This window comes from Chryseobacterium pennipullorum, from assembly GCF_003384725.1.
GTDB lineage: Bacteria > Bacteroidota > Bacteroidia > Flavobacteriales > Weeksellaceae > Chryseobacterium > Chryseobacterium pennipullorum.
The window spans coordinates 337,811-354,319 of record NZ_QNVV01000003.1 but is presented as its reverse complement, the minus strand read 5'-3'; the positions used below and the strand labels follow the sequence as shown (position 1 = coordinate 354,319).

The 16,509-nt window shown below is 37.8% G+C and carries 29 protein-coding genes; 2 read left to right on the top strand and 27 right to left on the bottom strand.

The features are described from left to right. Positions 1-9 precede the first annotated feature (9 nt). From rpsD to DRF67_RS05905, 27 genes are all read right to left on the bottom strand, one after another. Positions 10-618 carry a 30S ribosomal protein S4 gene (rpsD, locus tag DRF67_RS06035; protein WP_045491111.1) on the bottom strand — a complete coding sequence of 203 codons (609 nt, stop codon included), beginning with the start codon at positions 616-618 and terminating at the stop codon, positions 10-12. Positions 619-637: 19 nt separating this feature from the next. Then, complete coding sequence (rpsK, locus tag DRF67_RS06030) at positions 638-1,027, bottom strand: 30S ribosomal protein S11 (protein ID WP_034694697.1); 390 nt, start codon at positions 1,025-1,027, stop codon at positions 638-640. A gap of 12 nt (positions 1,028-1,039) precedes the next feature. Then, positions 1,040-1,417, bottom strand: coding sequence for a 30S ribosomal protein S13 (rpsM, locus tag DRF67_RS06025; RefSeq protein WP_034738759.1), 378 nt, complete (start codon positions 1,415-1,417; stop codon positions 1,040-1,042). 9 nt (positions 1,418-1,426) lie between these two features. Further along, positions 1,427-1,543 (bottom strand): 50S ribosomal protein L36, encoded by a 117-nt coding sequence (gene rpmJ / locus DRF67_RS06020; RefSeq protein WP_007839480.1) that lies wholly within the window; start codon positions 1,541-1,543, stop codon positions 1,427-1,429. Positions 1,544-1,605: 62 nt separating this feature from the next. Continuing rightward, positions 1,606-1,821, bottom strand: a complete 216-nt coding sequence (gene infA / locus DRF67_RS06015) for a translation initiation factor IF-1 (RefSeq protein WP_034684855.1) — start codon at positions 1,819-1,821, stop codon at positions 1,606-1,608. Positions 1,822-1,824: 3 nt separating this feature from the next. Then, complete coding sequence (gene secY, locus DRF67_RS06010) at positions 1,825-3,204, bottom strand: preprotein translocase subunit SecY (protein WP_002983253.1); 1,380 nt, start codon at positions 3,202-3,204, stop codon at positions 1,825-1,827. A gap of 9 nt (positions 3,205-3,213) precedes the next feature. Continuing rightward, positions 3,214-3,663 (bottom strand): 50S ribosomal protein L15, encoded by a 450-nt coding sequence (gene rplO / locus DRF67_RS06005; protein WP_027371709.1) that lies wholly within the window; start codon positions 3,661-3,663, stop codon positions 3,214-3,216. 20 nt (positions 3,664-3,683) lie between these two features. Then, on the bottom strand, positions 3,684-3,860 hold the full coding sequence (gene rpmD, locus DRF67_RS06000) for a 50S ribosomal protein L30 (RefSeq protein ID WP_029297759.1): 177 nt from the start codon (positions 3,858-3,860) through the stop codon (positions 3,684-3,686). An 11-nt stretch (positions 3,861-3,871) separates the two neighbouring features. Further along, positions 3,872-4,393 (bottom strand): 30S ribosomal protein S5, encoded by a 522-nt coding sequence (gene rpsE, locus DRF67_RS05995; RefSeq protein WP_042721505.1) that lies wholly within the window; start codon positions 4,391-4,393, stop codon positions 3,872-3,874. A 19-nt stretch (positions 4,394-4,412) separates the two neighbouring features. Continuing rightward, a complete protein-coding gene (rplR, locus tag DRF67_RS05990; RefSeq protein ID WP_115927401.1) occupies positions 4,413-4,766 on the bottom strand; it encodes a 50S ribosomal protein L18 in 354 nt (117 codons plus the stop codon). Between the two features lie 15 nt (positions 4,767-4,781). Then, a complete protein-coding gene (gene rplF, locus DRF67_RS05985) occupies positions 4,782-5,327 on the bottom strand; it encodes a 50S ribosomal protein L6 (RefSeq protein WP_034694687.1) in 546 nt (181 codons plus the stop codon). Between the two features lie 17 nt (positions 5,328-5,344). Continuing rightward, a complete protein-coding gene (gene rpsH, locus DRF67_RS05980; protein WP_047376575.1) occupies positions 5,345-5,743 on the bottom strand; it encodes a 30S ribosomal protein S8 in 399 nt (132 codons plus the stop codon). Positions 5,744-5,889: 146 nt separating this feature from the next. Further along, positions 5,890-6,159: a 30S ribosomal protein S14 gene (gene rpsN / locus DRF67_RS05975; protein ID WP_047376574.1), complete on the bottom strand. Its 270-nt coding sequence runs from the start codon at positions 6,157-6,159 to the stop codon at positions 5,890-5,892. A gap of 3 nt (positions 6,160-6,162) precedes the next feature. Then, a complete protein-coding gene (rplE, locus tag DRF67_RS05970; RefSeq protein ID WP_115927400.1) occupies positions 6,163-6,714 on the bottom strand; it encodes a 50S ribosomal protein L5 in 552 nt (183 codons plus the stop codon). 11 nt (positions 6,715-6,725) lie between these two features. Then, positions 6,726-7,052: a 50S ribosomal protein L24 gene (gene rplX / locus DRF67_RS05965; protein WP_047427597.1), complete on the bottom strand. Its 327-nt coding sequence runs from the start codon at positions 7,050-7,052 to the stop codon at positions 6,726-6,728. A gap of 21 nt (positions 7,053-7,073) precedes the next feature. After that, a complete protein-coding gene (gene rplN, locus DRF67_RS05960) occupies positions 7,074-7,442 on the bottom strand; it encodes a 50S ribosomal protein L14 (RefSeq protein WP_002983226.1) in 369 nt (122 codons plus the stop codon). 2 nt (positions 7,443-7,444) lie between these two features. Continuing rightward, positions 7,445-7,699 carry a 30S ribosomal protein S17 gene (gene rpsQ, locus DRF67_RS05955; protein ID WP_027371715.1) on the bottom strand — a complete coding sequence of 85 codons (255 nt, stop codon included), beginning with the start codon at positions 7,697-7,699 and terminating at the stop codon, positions 7,445-7,447. 12 nt (positions 7,700-7,711) lie between these two features. After that, a complete protein-coding gene (rpmC, locus tag DRF67_RS05950; RefSeq protein WP_027371716.1) occupies positions 7,712-7,897 on the bottom strand; it encodes a 50S ribosomal protein L29 in 186 nt (61 codons plus the stop codon). Between the two features lie 12 nt (positions 7,898-7,909). Then, positions 7,910-8,335, bottom strand: a complete 426-nt coding sequence (gene rplP / locus DRF67_RS05945; protein ID WP_002983219.1) for a 50S ribosomal protein L16 — start codon at positions 8,333-8,335, stop codon at positions 7,910-7,912. A 97-nt stretch (positions 8,336-8,432) separates the two neighbouring features. Continuing rightward, positions 8,433-9,182 (bottom strand): 30S ribosomal protein S3, encoded by a 750-nt coding sequence (rpsC, locus tag DRF67_RS05940; RefSeq protein WP_034694675.1) that lies wholly within the window; start codon positions 9,180-9,182, stop codon positions 8,433-8,435. Positions 9,183-9,189: 7 nt separating this feature from the next. Continuing rightward, entirely contained in the window at positions 9,190-9,588 is a 399-nt protein-coding gene (gene rplV / locus DRF67_RS05935) for a 50S ribosomal protein L22 (protein WP_047096818.1), read from the bottom strand. 2 nt (positions 9,589-9,590) lie between these two features. Further along, positions 9,591-9,869, bottom strand: coding sequence for a 30S ribosomal protein S19 (rpsS, locus tag DRF67_RS05930; RefSeq protein WP_002983209.1), 279 nt, complete (start codon positions 9,867-9,869; stop codon positions 9,591-9,593). Positions 9,870-9,871: 2 nt separating this feature from the next. Beyond that, on the bottom strand, positions 9,872-10,693 hold the full coding sequence (rplB, locus tag DRF67_RS05925) for a 50S ribosomal protein L2 (RefSeq protein WP_103246794.1): 822 nt from the start codon (positions 10,691-10,693) through the stop codon (positions 9,872-9,874). A 22-nt stretch (positions 10,694-10,715) separates the two neighbouring features. Next, positions 10,716-11,006 carry a 50S ribosomal protein L23 gene (rplW, locus tag DRF67_RS05920; protein ID WP_047376571.1) on the bottom strand — a complete coding sequence of 97 codons (291 nt, stop codon included), beginning with the start codon at positions 11,004-11,006 and terminating at the stop codon, positions 10,716-10,718. Positions 11,007-11,009: 3 nt separating this feature from the next. Further along, entirely contained in the window at positions 11,010-11,639 is a 630-nt protein-coding gene (gene rplD, locus DRF67_RS05915) for a 50S ribosomal protein L4 (protein WP_045491156.1), read from the bottom strand. After that, the gene (gene rplC / locus DRF67_RS05910) at positions 11,630-12,256 is read right to left on the bottom strand and encodes a 50S ribosomal protein L3 (protein ID WP_115927399.1); all 627 of its coding nucleotides are present in this window, start codon (positions 12,254-12,256) and stop codon (positions 11,630-11,632) included. The genes rplD and rplC overlap by 10 nt, the downstream gene beginning before the upstream one ends. A gap of 252 nt (positions 12,257-12,508) precedes the next feature. Then, positions 12,509-13,270 (bottom strand): DeoR/GlpR family DNA-binding transcription regulator, encoded by a 762-nt coding sequence (locus DRF67_RS05905; RefSeq protein ID WP_165851750.1) that lies wholly within the window; start codon positions 13,268-13,270, stop codon positions 12,509-12,511. A gap of 116 nt (positions 13,271-13,386) precedes the next feature. On the opposite strand from DRF67_RS05905, the gene DRF67_RS05900 reads away from it, so the two are divergent. Together DRF67_RS05900 and glpK are read left to right on the top strand one after the other, a co-directional pair. Continuing rightward, complete coding sequence (locus DRF67_RS05900; protein ID WP_115927398.1) at positions 13,387-14,985, top strand: glycerol-3-phosphate dehydrogenase/oxidase; 1,599 nt, start codon at positions 13,387-13,389, stop codon at positions 14,983-14,985. Positions 14,986-14,998: 13 nt separating this feature from the next. After that, on the top strand, positions 14,999-16,495 hold the full coding sequence (gene glpK, locus DRF67_RS05895; RefSeq protein ID WP_115927397.1) for a glycerol kinase GlpK: 1,497 nt from the start codon (positions 14,999-15,001) through the stop codon (positions 16,493-16,495). Positions 16,496-16,509: the final 14 nt, after the last annotated feature.

Sequence of the window (16,509 nt, the reverse complement as noted above, 5' to 3'; positions counted from 1 at the left end):
ATTAAAAAATTATTTAGAGTAAAGTTCGACGATAAGGTTCTCCTTAATGTCCTCCGGAATCTGGATTCTTTCAGGAGCAGAAATGAAGGTACCTTCTTTCTTCTCATCGTTGAATTGTAACCACTCATAGTTTGACTTAGAAGCCAATGCATTGGTAACAACTTCAAGAGACTTAGACTTTTCTCTTACAGCGATTACATCACCAGCTTTTACCAAGTAAGAAGGGATATTAAGAATTTCTCCGTTCACAGTGATGTGTCTGTGAGAAACCAATTGTCTAGCACCAGATCTTGTTTTAGCAAAACCTAATCTGTATACTACGTTATCCAATCTTGATTCACAAAGTTGTAATAGAACTTCCCCTGTTACTCCCTTGCTTCTGTGTGCTTTTTCAAATAGGTTAGCAAACTGTCTTTCTAAAATACCGTAAGTATATTTAGCTTTTTGTTTTTCCGCTAACTGAACTGCATATTCTGATTTTTTAGCACCTCTTCTTTTGTTAGGACCGTGTTGTCCTGGCGGTTGGTTTTTTCTTTTTTCGAAGTTTTTATCATCTCCGTAGATTGCAGCACCAAACTTTCTAGCAATCTTAGTTTTAGGTCCAATATATCTTGCCATAATGGGTAAATTCTAAAAATTAAACTCTTCTTCTTTTTGGTGGTCTACATCCGTTGTGTGGCATAGGAGTCACATCAACGATTTCGCTAACTTCAATTCCTGAATTGTGGATTGATCTGATCGCAGATTCTCTACCTGCACCTGGACCTTTCACAAACACCTTTACTCTTCTTAAACCAGCTTCGTGAGCTACAGCAGAGCAATTTTCAGCTGCCATTTGAGCAGCAAATGGAGTATTCTTTTTAGAACCTCTGAATCCCATTTTACCGGCAGAAGCCCAAGAGATAACCTCTCCGTTTTTATTTGTTAAAGAAATGATGATGTTATTGAAAGAAGCTTGGATATGAGCTTCGCCAATAGCTTCAACTTTTACTTTTCTTTTTTTAACTACTTTAGTTTGTTTTGCCATAATTCCTAACGATTATTTACTAGCTTTTTTCTTGTTAGCAACAGTTTTTCTCTTCCCTTTACGTGTTCTAGAGTTGTTTTTCGTTCTCTGGCCTCTTAAAGGTAATCCAAGTCTGTGACGTATTCCTCGTTGGCATCCTATGTCCATCAATCTCTTGATGTTCAATTGCACTTCAGATCTTAATTCTCCTTCTACTTTTACGTTTTCAGAGATATAGGTTCTGATTGCAGCCAATTCATCGTCATTCCATTCGTTGACTTTCTTGTCTTCGCTGATACCGGCAGCTTTAAGGATTTCAGAAGAAGTATTTCTTCCTACTCCATAGATGTAAGTTAAACCGATAACACCTCTTTTGTTTTTTGGTAAATCAATACCTGCAATTCTCGCCATAATTTAATGTTAACCTTGTCTTTGTTTAAATTTTGGGTTCTTCTTGTTGATTACGAACAGTACACCTTTTCTGCGTACGATTTTGCAATCAGCGCTTCTTTTTTTAATTGATGCTCTTACTTTCATTTTGATAGTATTTATTTTTTACAAATGCCAAATGGAATGAGTATTCCATTTGGCTAAATGTTTTAATATCTAAATGTGATTCTCCCTTTCGTTAAATCATAGGGAGACATTTCTAGTTTCACCTTATCACCAGGTAAAAGTTTAATATAGTGCATTCGCATTTTACCGGAAATATGAGCAATAAGAATATGCCCATTTTCAAGTTCTACACGGAACTGAGCGTTCGAAAGTGCTTCCGTTATAACGCCGTCTTGTTCAATATGTTTTTGTTTTGCCATAAATTAATATCCAGTCGTTCTAGACAGTTTAGACTGCATTAAGCCATCATAATGATGATTCAGCAGATATGTATTAATCTGTTGAACAGTATCTAAAATTACTCCTACCATAATTAATAGTGACGTTCCCCCGAAAAATAGGGCAAACGCATCTGTCTGAACAAAGCTTCCATGCACAATTGCTGGAAGGACTGCAAAGATAGATAAAAAAATTGCACCTGGCAAGGTAATTTTTGATAAAATATCATCTAAATAATCTGCTGTCTCTTTTCCGGGTCTTACCTTCGGTACTAAACCTCCGTTTCTCTTTAAATCATCAGCCATTTGGTTTACCGGAATTGTAATTGCAGTATAGAAAAACGAGAAGATAATAATTAATAGCGCAAACAATACGTTGTACTGCCAGCTAAAAACATTCTTGAAACCTGCAAGAAAAGTGTTGGACTCATCGAACTTTGTTAATAGTCCTGGTACGAACATCAATGCCTGGGCAAAGATAATCGGCATTACACCAGCAGCATTTACTTTCAATGGGATCCATTGTCTTGCTCCCTGCATAAGATTTCTGTTTACACCTCCTCTTGCTTGAGCTCTGCTTACATACTGAATAGGAATTTTTCTAACAGCAACTGATAAAATCACTGCTAAAAGAACCACCAACATCCAGAATAATACTTCGATAAGGATCATGATAGATCCCATTCCTCCTTTTCCGTTTTGCACGGCCATCTCCTGTACGAATGCCTCAGGCAATCTTGAAAGGATCCCCACCATAATAAGGATAGAGATACCATTTCCGATTCCTTTATCGGTAATCTTTTCACCCAGCCACATTGCAAATACTGAACCGGCAACCAGGATAACAATACTTGGTAACCAGAACATGATTGAATTAGGCTCTACATAATATGCAGACTGGAATTGAGCATAGGGTAAGAATAATTGAGTAATAGAAGTTAAGTAAGAAGGTGCCTGTACCAGACAAACCCCGATCGTTAACCATCTTGTAATTTGGTTCAATGTATTTCTACCGGACTCTCCATCTTTCTGAAGTTTCTGAAGATAAGGAATAGCCATCCCCATCAACTGAACAATAATAGAAGCAGAAATATAAGGCATGATTCCCAACGCCATTACGGAAGCATGGCTGAAAGCCCCCCCCGTAAACGACGAAAGCAAGCCAAGGAGACCTGCTCCTTGCTTGTTACCGCCTTGATTTTTATAATGCTCTAAGAGATCTCCCACCTCTGCAAGGTTAATCGCAGGAAGCGAGATATAAGATGCGAATCTATACACAAGGATAATACCTAAAGTGAAGAGAATTTTATCTCTTAATTCTTTAAGACTCCAAATATTTTTAAGTGTTTGTATAAATTCTTTCATTAGTAAGTATTATAAGGTAATTGCTTTTCCACCTGCCTTAGCAATAAGCTCTTCAGCAGATTTAGTGAACTTGTCAGCAGAGATTGAAACCGCAGATTTCAATTCTCCTCTACCCATAATTTTCACTAATTCGTTTTTAGAAACGATCCCGTTTTCTACTAAAACTTCTTTCGTGATATCTCCAGTGATGGATTTGTTCTCGATTAAAGTCTGGATAGTATCAAGGTTTACGCCTCTAAACTCTTTTCTGTTTACGTTTTTGAATCCGAATTTAGGTAATCTTCTCTGTAAAGGCATCTGTCCACCTTCGAAACCGATTTTCTGAGAATAACCAGCTCTAGCTTTCTGACCTTTGTGTCCTTTTGTTGAAGTACCTCCTTTTCCTGTACCCTGACCTCTACCAATTCTCTTTGAGTTGAAAGTAGATCCTGCAGCAGGTTGTATGTTATTTAAATTCATTTTAATTCTCTTTTATAAAATTATTTTTGAACTTCAAGTAAGTGGCTTACTGCAGCGATCATTCCTAAGATAGAAGGAGTCGCTTCATGTTCTACAACTTGGTGAAGTTTTTTTAATCCTAATGCTTCAAGCGTTCTCTTTTGGGTTTTTGTTCTACCAATAGCGCTTCTTACTTGCTTTACTTTAATTGTTGCCATTGTTTTATGTATTAACCGTTAAACACTTTACTTAGAGAAACTCCTCTCATTCTAGCGATCTCTTCTGGTCTTCTGATATCCAATAACGCTTTGAAAGTAGCTTTCACCACGTTGTGAGGGTTAGAAGATCCTTTAGATTTTGAAAGGATATCGTGAATACCAGCAGACTCCAATACCGCTCTTACCGCACCACCTGCGATCAATCCTGTACCGTGAGAAGCAGGTCTTAGGAAGATATCTGCACCACCGTATCTAGCAGTAGTTTGGTGAGGAATAGTATGGTTCATTACCGGAACTTTAACAAGGTTTTTCTTAGCGTCTTCAACTGCTTTAGCAATTGCAGAAGCTACCTCTTTAGATTTTCCTAAACCAAAACCGATAACACCTTCTTCATTACCTACTACAACAATAGCAGAAAATCCGAAAGCTCTACCTCCTTTAGTTACTTTTGTTACTCTGTTAACAGCTACGAGACGATCTTTTAATTCTAATCCTCCCGGTTTTACTCTTTCTATATTATCTAGTCCTAACATATTTTCCGAAATTTAATGATTAGAATTTAAGTCCTCCTTCTCTCGCACCATCAGCTAGAGCTTTTACTCTACCGTGATATACGAAACCGTTTCTGTCAAATACAATACTTTCAATTCCTGCAGCTTTAGCTTTGGCAGCGATCGCTTTACCAACAGCAGCAGAAACTTCAGTCTTAGTACCTTTAGCGTCTACACCTTTCTCTCTTGAAGAGGCGAATGCTAAAGTTTTACCATTTTTATCGTCGATTAACTGAGCGTAAATTTCCTTATTACTTTTGTATACAGATAATCTTGGCAATTCAGAAGATCCAGAGATTTTCCCTCTTACTCTTCTTTTGATTCTTATTCTTTTTTCTAATTTACTTAATGCCATAATACTTATAATTTATTAAGCAGATTTACCAGCTTTACGTCTAACAATTTCTCCTACGAATCTTACACCTTTTCCTTTGTATGGTTCAGGCTTTCTGAAAGAACGGATCTTTGCAGCTACCATTCCTAGAAGTTGGTTGTCGTGAGACGTTAAAGTAATAATTGGGTTTTTACCTTTTTCAGTCAATGTATCAACTTTTACTTCACCTGGAAGTTCTAATACGATACCGTGAGAGAATCCTAAAGCTAACTCAAGTTTTTGACCTGCGTGTGAAGCTCTATATCCTACCCCTACTAATTCAAGTTTCTTTTCGAAACCTGCACTTACACCAACAATCATGTTGTTGATTAACGCTCTGTATAGACCGTGAAGTGCTTTGTGTTGTTTAGAATCAGATGGTCTGTTTACGTTAAGTTCACCATCTTTTTGTTCTATAGTAATTCCTGCTGTAAGCTCCTGAGAAAGTTCTCCTTTAGCTCCTTTTACAGTTACTACACCGTTGTTTTCAGTGATTGTAACTCCTGCTGGAATTGTTATAATTGCTTTACCAATTCTTGACATTTTCCTCTGATTAAAAATTAATAAACATAGCAGATTACTTCACCGCCTACTTTCTCTTCTCTAGCTTTCTTGTCAGTCATTACTCCTTTAGAAGTAGAGATGATAGAAATACCCAAACCGTTTAGTACTCTTGGAAGTTCAGTAGAACCTTTGTACTGTCTCAAACCTGGTCTAGAAGCTCTTTGAATAGACTTGATAGCTGGTTTGTTGGTTTGCTTATCGTACTTTAAAGCGATTTTGATCACTCCTTGAACAGCGTTATCTTCAAACTTGAAGTTTAAGATATACCCTTGATCAAATAGGATCTTAGTAATCTCCTTTTTGATTTTCGATGCAGGAATTTCCACCACTTTGTGGCCTGCGCTTTGTGCGTTCCTTACTCTTGTTAGGAAATCTGAAATTGGATCTGTTACCATTTTTCTTTTATAAATTATTGGTTAAAGAACAATCAGTTTTGCAAAGACTTGAAGAGTAAAATATCAGACTTCAGAAATCTTCAGTCTGATATTTGTTATCTTTAGTATCTGAACAACTTAATTGTTCCGATTTTAATTAGTAATAATTACCAACTAGCTTTTCTTACCCCTGGGATAAGACCGTTGTTTGCCATTTCTCTGAAAGTTACTCTGGAAATTCCGAACGTTCTCATATATCCTCTTGGTCTACCTGTCAGTTTACATCTGTTGTGTAATCTTACAGGAGAAGCATTTTTTGGTAATTTTTGAAGTCCTTCGTAATCACCTGCTTCTTTAAGAGCTTTTCTTTTGTCAGCGTATTTAGCAACTAGTGCTTCTCTTTTGCGCTCACGCGCTTTCATTGATTCTTTAGCCATTTCTTAGTTCTTTTTAAATGGTAAACCGAAGTGAGTTAATAATGCTTTAGCTTCTTTATCTGTCTTCGCAGTTGTTACAAAAGTAATGTCCATCCCTTGGATTTTTTTCACTTTGTCAATTACGATTTCAGGGAAGATAATTTGCTCAGTAATACCTAAGTTGTAGTTACCTCTACCATCGAAACCATCTGCCTTGATACCAGAGAAATCTCTGATACGTGGTAAAGCAGAAGAAGTAAGTCTGTCTAAGAACTCATACATTCTGTGAGCTCTCAAAGTTACTTTAGCACCTACAGGCATTCCTTTTCTCAATTTGAATGCAGCTTCGTCTTTCTTAGAGATCGTACCTACTGCTTTCTGACCTGTGATGTTTGTTAATTCTTCTACAGCATAATCAATGATTTTCTTATCTGCAGTAGCATCTCCTAAACCTTGTGATACAACGATTTTCTCTAATTTAGGTACTTGCATTACTGACTTATACCCGAATTCTTCCATCATTGCAGGAACAATTGTTTCTTTATATGCTTTTTTGGGTCTTGCTATAAATTCCATGTTAATTCAAATTATAAAGTTTCACCCGTTTTTTTGTTAATTCTTACTTTCTTATCTCCTTCGATTTTGTAACCGATTTTGATCGCTTTTCCGTCTTTACCAACTAAAGCTACGTTTGAGATATGAATAGAAGCTTCTTTTTCAGTAATTCCTCCCTGAGGATTTGAAGCTGAAGGCTTAACGTGTTTTTTAACGATGTTAAGTCCTGCAACGATTACTCTTGGGTCTCTACCTTCTTTCTTAATCACTTCAATAACTTCACCAGTCTTACCTTTGATATCTTTCTTACCAGTAGTAATGATTACGTTATCTCCTCTTTTTATTTTTAACTTTGACATTTCTTTAAAAAATTTTAAAAATTAAAGTACTTCAGGAGCTAATGAAATGATTTTCATATATTCTTTGTCTCTCAACTCACGAGCAACCGGTCCGAAAACACGTGTTCCTCTCATTTCTCCCGCTGCGTTTAGCAATACACAAGCATTGTCGTCGAACTTGATGTATGAACCATCTTTTCTTCTTACTGCTTTTTTAGTTCTTACTACTACAGCTTTAGATACCTGACCTTTCTTTGCGTTTCCTGATGGTGTAGAATCTTTGATCGTAACAACGATTTTATCACCAACTGAAGCATATCTTCTTCTGGTTCCTCCCAGAACTCTAATAACCAGTACTTCTTTAGCACCTGTGTTATCAGCAACTTTTAATCTTGATTCTGTTTGTAACATTATTACTTAGCTTTTTCAATGATTCTTACTAATCTCCATCTCTTGCTCTTGCTTAAAGGTCTAGTTTCTTGGATCAAAACTGTATCACCTTCTGTGCATTCGTTGTTCTCGTCGTGTGCAGTATATTTTTTCGTTTTCAAAACGAATTTACCGTACATCGGGTGCTTTACTCTTGTAGTCTCGCTAACAACAATAGTTTTTTCCATTTTATTGCTGGAAACCACTCCGATTCTTTCTTTTCTTAAATTTCTATCCATTGTAAAATGAAATTATTGTTTGTTAGTTAACTCAGTATTTAGTCTAGCGATTGTTCTTCTCAAATCTTTGATTTGAATCGGGTTTTCAATTGGGCTGATTGCATGAGCCAATTTCAATTTTGAATATTGAGCTTTTGCTTCAGTTAATTGAGCTTGAATATCACCCGCGCTTAAATTTTTAATATCAGCATTTTTCATTGTACTCAAAGATTATAAAGGTTTAACAAAATCGTTAGCAACGATGAATTTAGTAACTACTGGCAATTTTTGTGCAGCAAGTCTAAGAGCTTCTTTCGCAACTTCGTAAGGAACTCCACCTACTTCAAACATAATTTTACCTGGTTTTACTACAGCTACCCAGTATTCAACAGCACCTTTACCTTTACCCATACGTACTTCCGCTGGTTTCTTAGTAATTGGCTTATCCGGGAAGATTTTGATCCATAGTTGACCCTCTCTCTTCATATATCTTGTCGCAGCAATACGAGCAGCTTCAATTTGTCTTGCAGTGATCCAAGCACCTTCAGTTGCTTTGATCCCAAAAGTTCCGTAAGCAAGTTGACTACCTCTTTGGGCATTCCCCTTCATCTTCATCTTGTGAACTCTACGGAATTTGGTTCTTTTTGGTTGTAACATAATCTCTAAATTTTAGATTTTAGATTTTAGATTTTAGATTTTTTTTATTTTAAAAAAGTAACGGTAATTTAAAATTCAAAATTTCTAATCTAAAATTTTAATTATTATTGTTATTGTTGTTGTTTTTTCTAGGTCTTCTGTTGTCTCTGTCTCCTCCTCTGTTTCCTCTGTCTGACTGACCTCCTTTTTTCTGTTGTCCCACTAGTGGAGAAAGTTCTCTTTTACCGTAAACTTCACCTTTCATGATCCAAACTTTCACTCCTAATCTACCGTAAGTAGTGTGAGCTTCTGCCCAGTGGTAATCGATATCTGCTCTGAAAGTTGACAATGGGATTCTTCCTTCTTTGAAAGATTCTGATCTTGCCATTTCAGCTCCGTTTAATCTACCAGAGATTTGAACTTTGATACCTTCAGCACCCATTCTCATCGTACTTGCCATTGCCATTTTAACAGCTCTTCTGTAAGAAATTCTGTTTTCAATTTGCTTAGAAATACTATCAGCAACTAGTACAGCATCTAATTCAGGTCTTTTGATTTCGAAGATGTTGATTTGAATATCCTTACCTGTAAGTTTCTTCAATTCTTCTTTCAGTTTATCAACTTCCTGACCTCCTTTACCGATGATCAATCCCGGTCTAGCAGTAGTGATTGTAACTGTTACTAATTTCAGTGTTCTTTCAATATAGATTTTTGAAATACCACCTTTAGATAATCTAGCCTCAAGGTATCTTCTGATTTTGTAGTCTTCAGCGATTCTGTCTCCATAATCGTTTCCACCAAACCAGTTAGAATCCCATCCTCTGATGATACCTAATCTATTACCAATTGGATTTGTCTTCTGTCCCATACCTTGATTAATTTTCTTTATTACCTAAGATTAATGTAACGTGGTTAGATCTTTTTCTGATTCTATACCCTCTACCTTGTGGAGCTGGTCTTAGTCTCTTCAATTGTCTTGCACTATCCACGAAGATTTCTTTAACGATAAGGTTAGCTTCTTCAATATCCGCACCTTCGTTTTTAGTCTGCCAGTTTGCCATAGCAGAAAGAAGTAATTTCTCTAACTTGTTAGATGCATCCTTCTTAGAATATTTTAGGATATAAAGAGCTTTATCTACCTGCTCTCCTCTAATGATATCAGCAACTAATCTCATTTTTCTCGGAGAAGACGGGCAATTATTTAATGAAGCTTTTACAACGTCTTTGTTAGCTTCTTTTCTTGCGATTGAACTATCTTGTTTTCTTGATCCCATGATTATCTGCTTCCTTTGTTTTTGTTACCACCATGACCTCTGAAAGATCTTGTTGGAGAAAATTCGCCTAACTTGTGACCAACCATGTTTTCTGTAACATATACAGGGATAAAAGATTTCCCGTTATGTACTGCAATAGTTTGTCCTACGAAGTCCGGAGAGATCATCGATGCTCTAGACCAAGTTTTGATAACTGTCTTCTTACCAGACTCTATATTTGCCTGAACCTTCTTATCTAAAGTATGATGAATGAACGGTCCTTTTTTAAGTGATCTTGCCATAATTATTTTCTTTTAGATACGATGTAACGGTTAGACACTTTGTTTTTCTTTCTAGTTTTGTAACCTTTAGATGGTTTACCGTTTCTAGATCTTGGGTGACCTCCTGAAGAACGTCCTTCACCACCTCCCATTGGGTGATCAACTGGGTTCATTACAACCGCTCTTGTTCTTGGTCTTCTACCTAACCATCTGCTTCTACCAGCCTTACCTGATACTGTTAATTGGTGGTCAGAGTTAGAAACTGATCCAATCATTGCATAACATTCAGTAAGGATCATTCTTGATTCTCCTGAAGGCAATTTGATGATTGCATATTTTCCGTCTCTTGAAGTCAATTGAGCTGAAGAACCAGCACTTCTTGCTAAAATTGCACCTTGACCAGGCTTCATTTCAACACAAGAAATCACAGTACCTAATGGAATGTTTTTCAACTTCATTGCGTTCCCTACATTTGGTTCTACGCTTTCACCAGAAATTACTTTCTGATCCACTTTGATACCGTTTGGAGCGATGATATATCTCTTCTCTCCATCTGCGTACTCTAATAAAGCGATAAATGCAGTTCTGTTTGGATCGTATTCTACAGATTTTACAGTGGCTTCAACGTTTGCTTTGTTTCTTTTGAAGTCAATAATTCTGTATTTCTTTTTGTGTCCACCTCCGGTGTAACGCATGGTCATTTTACCTGTTTGGTTACGTCCACCTGACTTTTTAATACCAACTGTTAGAGATTTCTCTGGTTTGTTGGTAGTAATTTCCTCAAAATTGTTTACAATTCTGAATCTCTGTCCCGGGGTGATAGGTTTTAATTTTCTAACAGACATTACTATTATTTATAATTAATAATTAATTTACAGCAAAAATATCGATAACCTCACCTTCAGCAAGTTTGATTACCGCTTTTTTCAATTTGTTTGTCTTTCCTACTTGAAGACCTTTTTTAGTGTATTTTGAAGATACCTTCGGAGCATAAATCATTGTGTTAACGTCTGCTACTTTTACACCGTAAGCTGCTTCAACAGCCTTTTTAATCTGGATTTTATTCGCCTTAGGATCAACTAAGAAAGAATAAGAACCTCTTAAATCTGTAAGGTAATTAGCCTTTTCTGAAATAACTGGTTTAATAATAATAGACATGACTTATTTCTTTAAATTTTCCTGGAATTTTTCAACTGCACCTTCGAAGAAAATGATCTCACCAGCATTTACTAAATCGTAAGAACTGATTTCGTTGAAGTTCATTACTTTAGTTTTAGGTAAGTTTCTTGAAGATAAATACACATTCTTGTTAGCTTCAGGAAGAACGAATAAAGATTTTTTACCGTTAAGTTCCAATGCGTTTAATACATTGATAAAATCTTTAGTCTTAGGAGCACCAAAGCTCAAATCTTCTAAAACTTTAATGCTGTTGTCTCTCATTTTCTGAGATAAAACAGATTTTTTAGCTAATCTCTTAAGAGCTTTGTTCAATTTGAATCTGTAGTCTCTTGGTTTTGGTCCGAATACTCTACCTCCACCTCTGAAAGTTGGAGATTTGATATCCCCGTATCTAGCAGATCCTGATCCTTTTTGCTTCTTAAGCTTTTTAGTAGAAGCTGTAATTTCGCTTCTTTCTTTTGCTTTATGAGTCCCTTGTCTTTGTGCAGCAAGGTACTGTTTAACTTCTAAGTAAACCGCGTGCTGATTTGGCTCAATTCCGAATACTGTTTCGTCTAGAGTTACTTTTCTTCCGGTCTCTTTTCCTGATGTATTTAATACTACTAGTTCCATTTTCTGATAATTACATAAGAATTTTTAGCTCCCGGAACAGCACCTTTTACTACTAAAAGATTTTGTTCTTGATCCACTTTTAATACTTGAAGGTTTTGAACAGTTACCTGCTTACCTCCCATTCTTCCAGCCATTCTCATCCCTTTGAATACTCTTGAAGGGTCTGAACCAGCACCGATAGAACCTGGAGCTCTAAGTCTGTTGTGCTGACCATGAGTTGCCTGCATTACACCTCCAAATCCATGTCTTTTAACAACACCCTGGAAGCCTTTACCTTTTGAAGTTCCTGTTACGTCAACAAATTCACCTTCAGCGAATAAATCAACTTTCACCTCTTCTCCTACTTTTACTTCATCAACGAATTCTCTGTAGAATTCTACTAATTTAGCTTTAGGAGCAGAACCAGCCTTTTTAAAATGACCAGCTAACGCTTTACCAACGTTCTTCTCACTCTTGTCATCGAAACCTAATTGAACAGCTTTATAACCGTCTTTTTCTAAGGTTCTGACCTGTAAAACCGAGCATGGACCAGCTTGAATAACTGTACAAGGAATGTTTTTCCCTTCTTCGTTAAACAAAGATGTCATACCGATTTTTTTACCAATAATACCTGACATTGTTTATATTATAATAAAATTTATCCTTTATTTATACCCATTTTTCGGAAGTCTGAAGTAATTTCTACTTTTGATATAGGCATACTACGCCCCTAAAATGAGTGTGCAAATCTACGAATAATTTTATAACTGACAAATATTTCGTCTAAAATATTTTGATTTTTAATCAATTAGATGATTTTGAAAAAATTCAGAATAAATTTCCTCAGGAATTATTTTGATTTTAGAAAAGAAATTAAGAAGAAGCCTTAATTACACCATCACATTCACTCCCATTTCTTCCAGCACCGCCTTATCTTCATCAGCAATACCCACGTCGGTAATCAGATAATCCATGGCATCGAGAGAAGCTATTTTTCCAAAACCTTTCGTGTTGAGCTTGGAAGAATCTGCAAGAATAATTGTTTGATCTGCACATTCGATCATCACCTGATTAAGGTGAGCTTCGGCAGCATTGGAAGTACTGATTCCGAATTCAGGGTCAATCCCGTCTACCCCCAGGAAAAGTTTATTGCAGGAAAACTGCTTCAGGATTCCTTCTGAAATAGATCCTACTATAGAAGTAGAACTCTTTCGCACTTCACCCCCCAGCTGAATGATATTAATATTAGGATTGTTACACAATTCAATGGCCACCCGCAGCGAAGAAGTCAAAACAGTAAGTGGTCCGAAATTCACCAGCATTCTGGCCAGATAATGCATCGTGGTTCCGGAAGCCAGAATAATACAGTCGTTTTCCTGAATAAGAGACAACGCAGTTTTAGCAATCGCCTGCTTCGCCTCTACATTAATATTTTCTTTCTCCCCTACATTTTTTTCATAAGCATAACGCACCTGTTTGCTGGCCCCGCCGTGGTTCCGGAAAAGAAGACCAAGGGTTTCGAGATAATTCAAATCCTTTCGTATCGTAACTGAAGAGACATTAAACTTCTCACAAAGGTCCTGAACCTGTACATGACCTTTCACATCCAGCTCTTTCAATATTTCATCGTGCCTGGGTATCAGCTTTTCCATTTTATTCGTTTCACCAAAATTAACGATTATTTTTTACATTCCTAAATTTCATTTATTTTCTTTTTGCTTTCGAATTTAATTTATATATTTGAAAACGAAACATAAACGAAACATTTATGAAACGAAACGAAGAACTCAATACATTAACCCATGTGAAAGAATGGGATTTTATCGTCATCGGAGGAGGCGCCAGCGGTTTAGGCTCAGCCCTTGATGCCGTAAGCAGAGGCTTCAAAACCTTATTGCTTGAATCTCACGATTTTGCAAAAGCAACCTCCAGCAGAAGCACCAAGCTGGTGCATGGAGGCGTACGATACCTGGCACAGGGAGATGTAGGATTGGTAAAGGAAGCCCTTAAAGAAAGAGGTCTTCTCGCAAAAAATGCAGCCCACATTGTAAAAAATCAATCTTTCATCATTCCTAATTATACATGGTGGGGTGGAATTTACTATAAAATAGGACTTTCCGTCTATGACTTCCTGGCAGGAAAATTAAGTTTGGGTAAGACAAAGTATATCAGCAAATCTACCACTATTGAGAAACTCCCTACTATTGAACAAAACCATTTGATGAGTGGTGTTGTTTACCAGGACGGGCAGTTTGACGATGCCAGACTTGCCATCAACTTAACTCAGACGATTATTGAAAAGGGAGGAAATGCCATCAACTATATGAAGGTGATCAATCTACTGAAAGACGATTCGGGTAAAATCTCTGGAGTCGTTGCAGAAGATCAGTTTTCGAAACAGCAATATCAGATTAATGCGAAGGTGGTCATCAATGCCACAGGTGTCTTCACAAATGAGATTTTGAATATGAATAATCCTAAACATGGTAAGCTTGTAGTACCAAGCCAGGGTATTCATTTGGTATTGGATAAATCATTTCTGAAAAGCGATGACGCGATTATGATTCCTAAAACATCAGACGGTCGGGTCCTGTTTGTTGTTCCTTGGCACGACAGAGCTTTGGTAGGAACTACCGACACTCTTCTAAAGGATGAAAGCTTTGAGCCGCGTGCCCTGGAGGAAGAGATCAGTTTCGTATTGAATACCGCAAGACAATACCTGGCTAAAAAACCAACCCGTGAGGATGTAAAATCTGTTTTTGCCGGATTGCGTCCACTGGCAGCTCCTAAAGATGGAAGCAAAAGCACAAAAGAAGTTTCCAGAAGCCACAAAGTAATTGCATCAGATACAGGCCTGATCTCCATTATCGGAGGAAAATGGACTACCTACCGCAAAATGGCGGAAGATACGATTGATGAAGCAATGAAAGTTCACCGCCTGGGAAATACCACTTCCAAGACAGAACATCTTTCCATCCACGGAAATGTAAAACCCGAGAGCGTAGACCGGAGTAATCATTTATATGTATACGGTTCGGACATTCCGGCAATAAAAGCCTTACAGGAGGGAAATCCAAAGTACAAACAGAAAATCCATCCCGATCATCCTTTCACCGTGGCAGAGGTTGTATGGGCCGTAAGGAATGAAATGGCTGAAACCATTGAGGATATTCTGGCCAGAAGAGTACGATTGCTGTTTCTGGATGCCAGGGCTGCCATAGACAGCGCTCACCATGTCGCAAGAATCATTGCCGAAGAAAAAGGATATTCTGAAGAATGGGCCCAACAGCAGGAAAACGAATTCATCGAGTTAGCAAGAGGATATTTATTAACTCCCTACTCGCCTAAAGCTATTCATCTCAATTAACACACTATATCGTATGAATGAAAAATTAATTCTCGCTCTGGATCAGGGAACCACTTCCTCCCGAGCGATCTTATTCAATCACAGTGGAGAAATAAAATATTTATCCCAAAAAGACTTCCGACAAATATTCCCAACTCCGGGATGGGTGGAGCATGATCCGAACGAAATATGGTCATCACAGATCTCAGTAGCAGCAGAAGTTATTGCCAAGGCAGGTATTTCCGGACTTGAAGTTGCAGCCATCGGTATTACCAACCAGCGCGAGACCACAGTGGTTTGGGATAAAGAGACAGGTGATCCTATCTACAATGCTATTGTATGGCAGGACCGCAGAACTTCAAAATACTGTGATGAGCTAAAGGAACAAGGTCACACCGAGGTCATCAAAGAGAAAACAGGACTCGTATTGGATGCTTATTTCTCTGCCACCAAATTAAAATGGATTCTCGATCATGTAGACGGTGCGAGAGAAAAAGCGGAAGCTGGAAAACTATGCTTCGGAACGGTAGACACATGGCTGGTTTGGAAACTCACCCGCGGGAAAATGTTTATCACAGATGTTTCGAATGCCAGCCGTACAATGCTTTTGAATATCCATACCCTTGAATGGGATAACGACCTGCTTGAATTATTCAATATCCCAAGAGACATTCTTCCTGAAGTAAAACAAAGCAGCGAAGTCTATGGAGAGACGGCAACCACATTGTTCTCTACCAAAATTCCTATTGCCGGAATCGCGGGAGACCAGCAAGCCGCTTTATTCGGGCAGATGTGTACTTCTCCGGGAATGGTAAAAAACACCTACGGAACAGGCTGCTTTTTATTGATGAATACAGGAAAAGAAGCTGTTTCTTCTAAGAATAATCTTCTTACCACAGTAGCATGGAAAATCAATGGCGAAGTAAACTACGCTCTGGAAGGAAGTGTATTTGTAGGAGGAGCTGCTATCCAGTGGCTCAGAGACGGCCTGAAGCTGATCAAGTCTTCTGTGGAGGTCAATGAACTGGCAGCATCAGTTAAAGATAACGGAGGTGTCTACTTTGTACCTGCCCTTACCGGTATGGGAGCCCCTTATTGGGATCAGTACGCAAGAGGCACAATGGTAGGAATTACACGTGGAACGACTGACGGACATATTGCCAGGGCAACACTGGAAGGAATTGCATTCCAGGTTTATGACATCGTAAAAGCAATGGAAGCAGACTCCGGAAGAGAAAGTCTGGAATTGAGAGTAGATGGTGGTGCTTCGGCAAGTGATCTTCTCATGCAGATACAGTCTGACTTATTCGGTTTCAAAATCACAAGACCGAAAACATTAGAGACCACTGCATTGGGAGCTGCTTATCTCGCAGGGCTTGCTGTGGGCTACTGGAAGAATATAGATGAAATACAGGCGCAATGGATTGTTGACAAAGATTTCCATCCTCAACTGGAGAAAGAGGAGGTGGATAAAATGACCCATTTCTGGAAGAAAGCCGTAACGCGTGCACAAAACTGGATAGAAGATTAATTTCCTGACCTTAA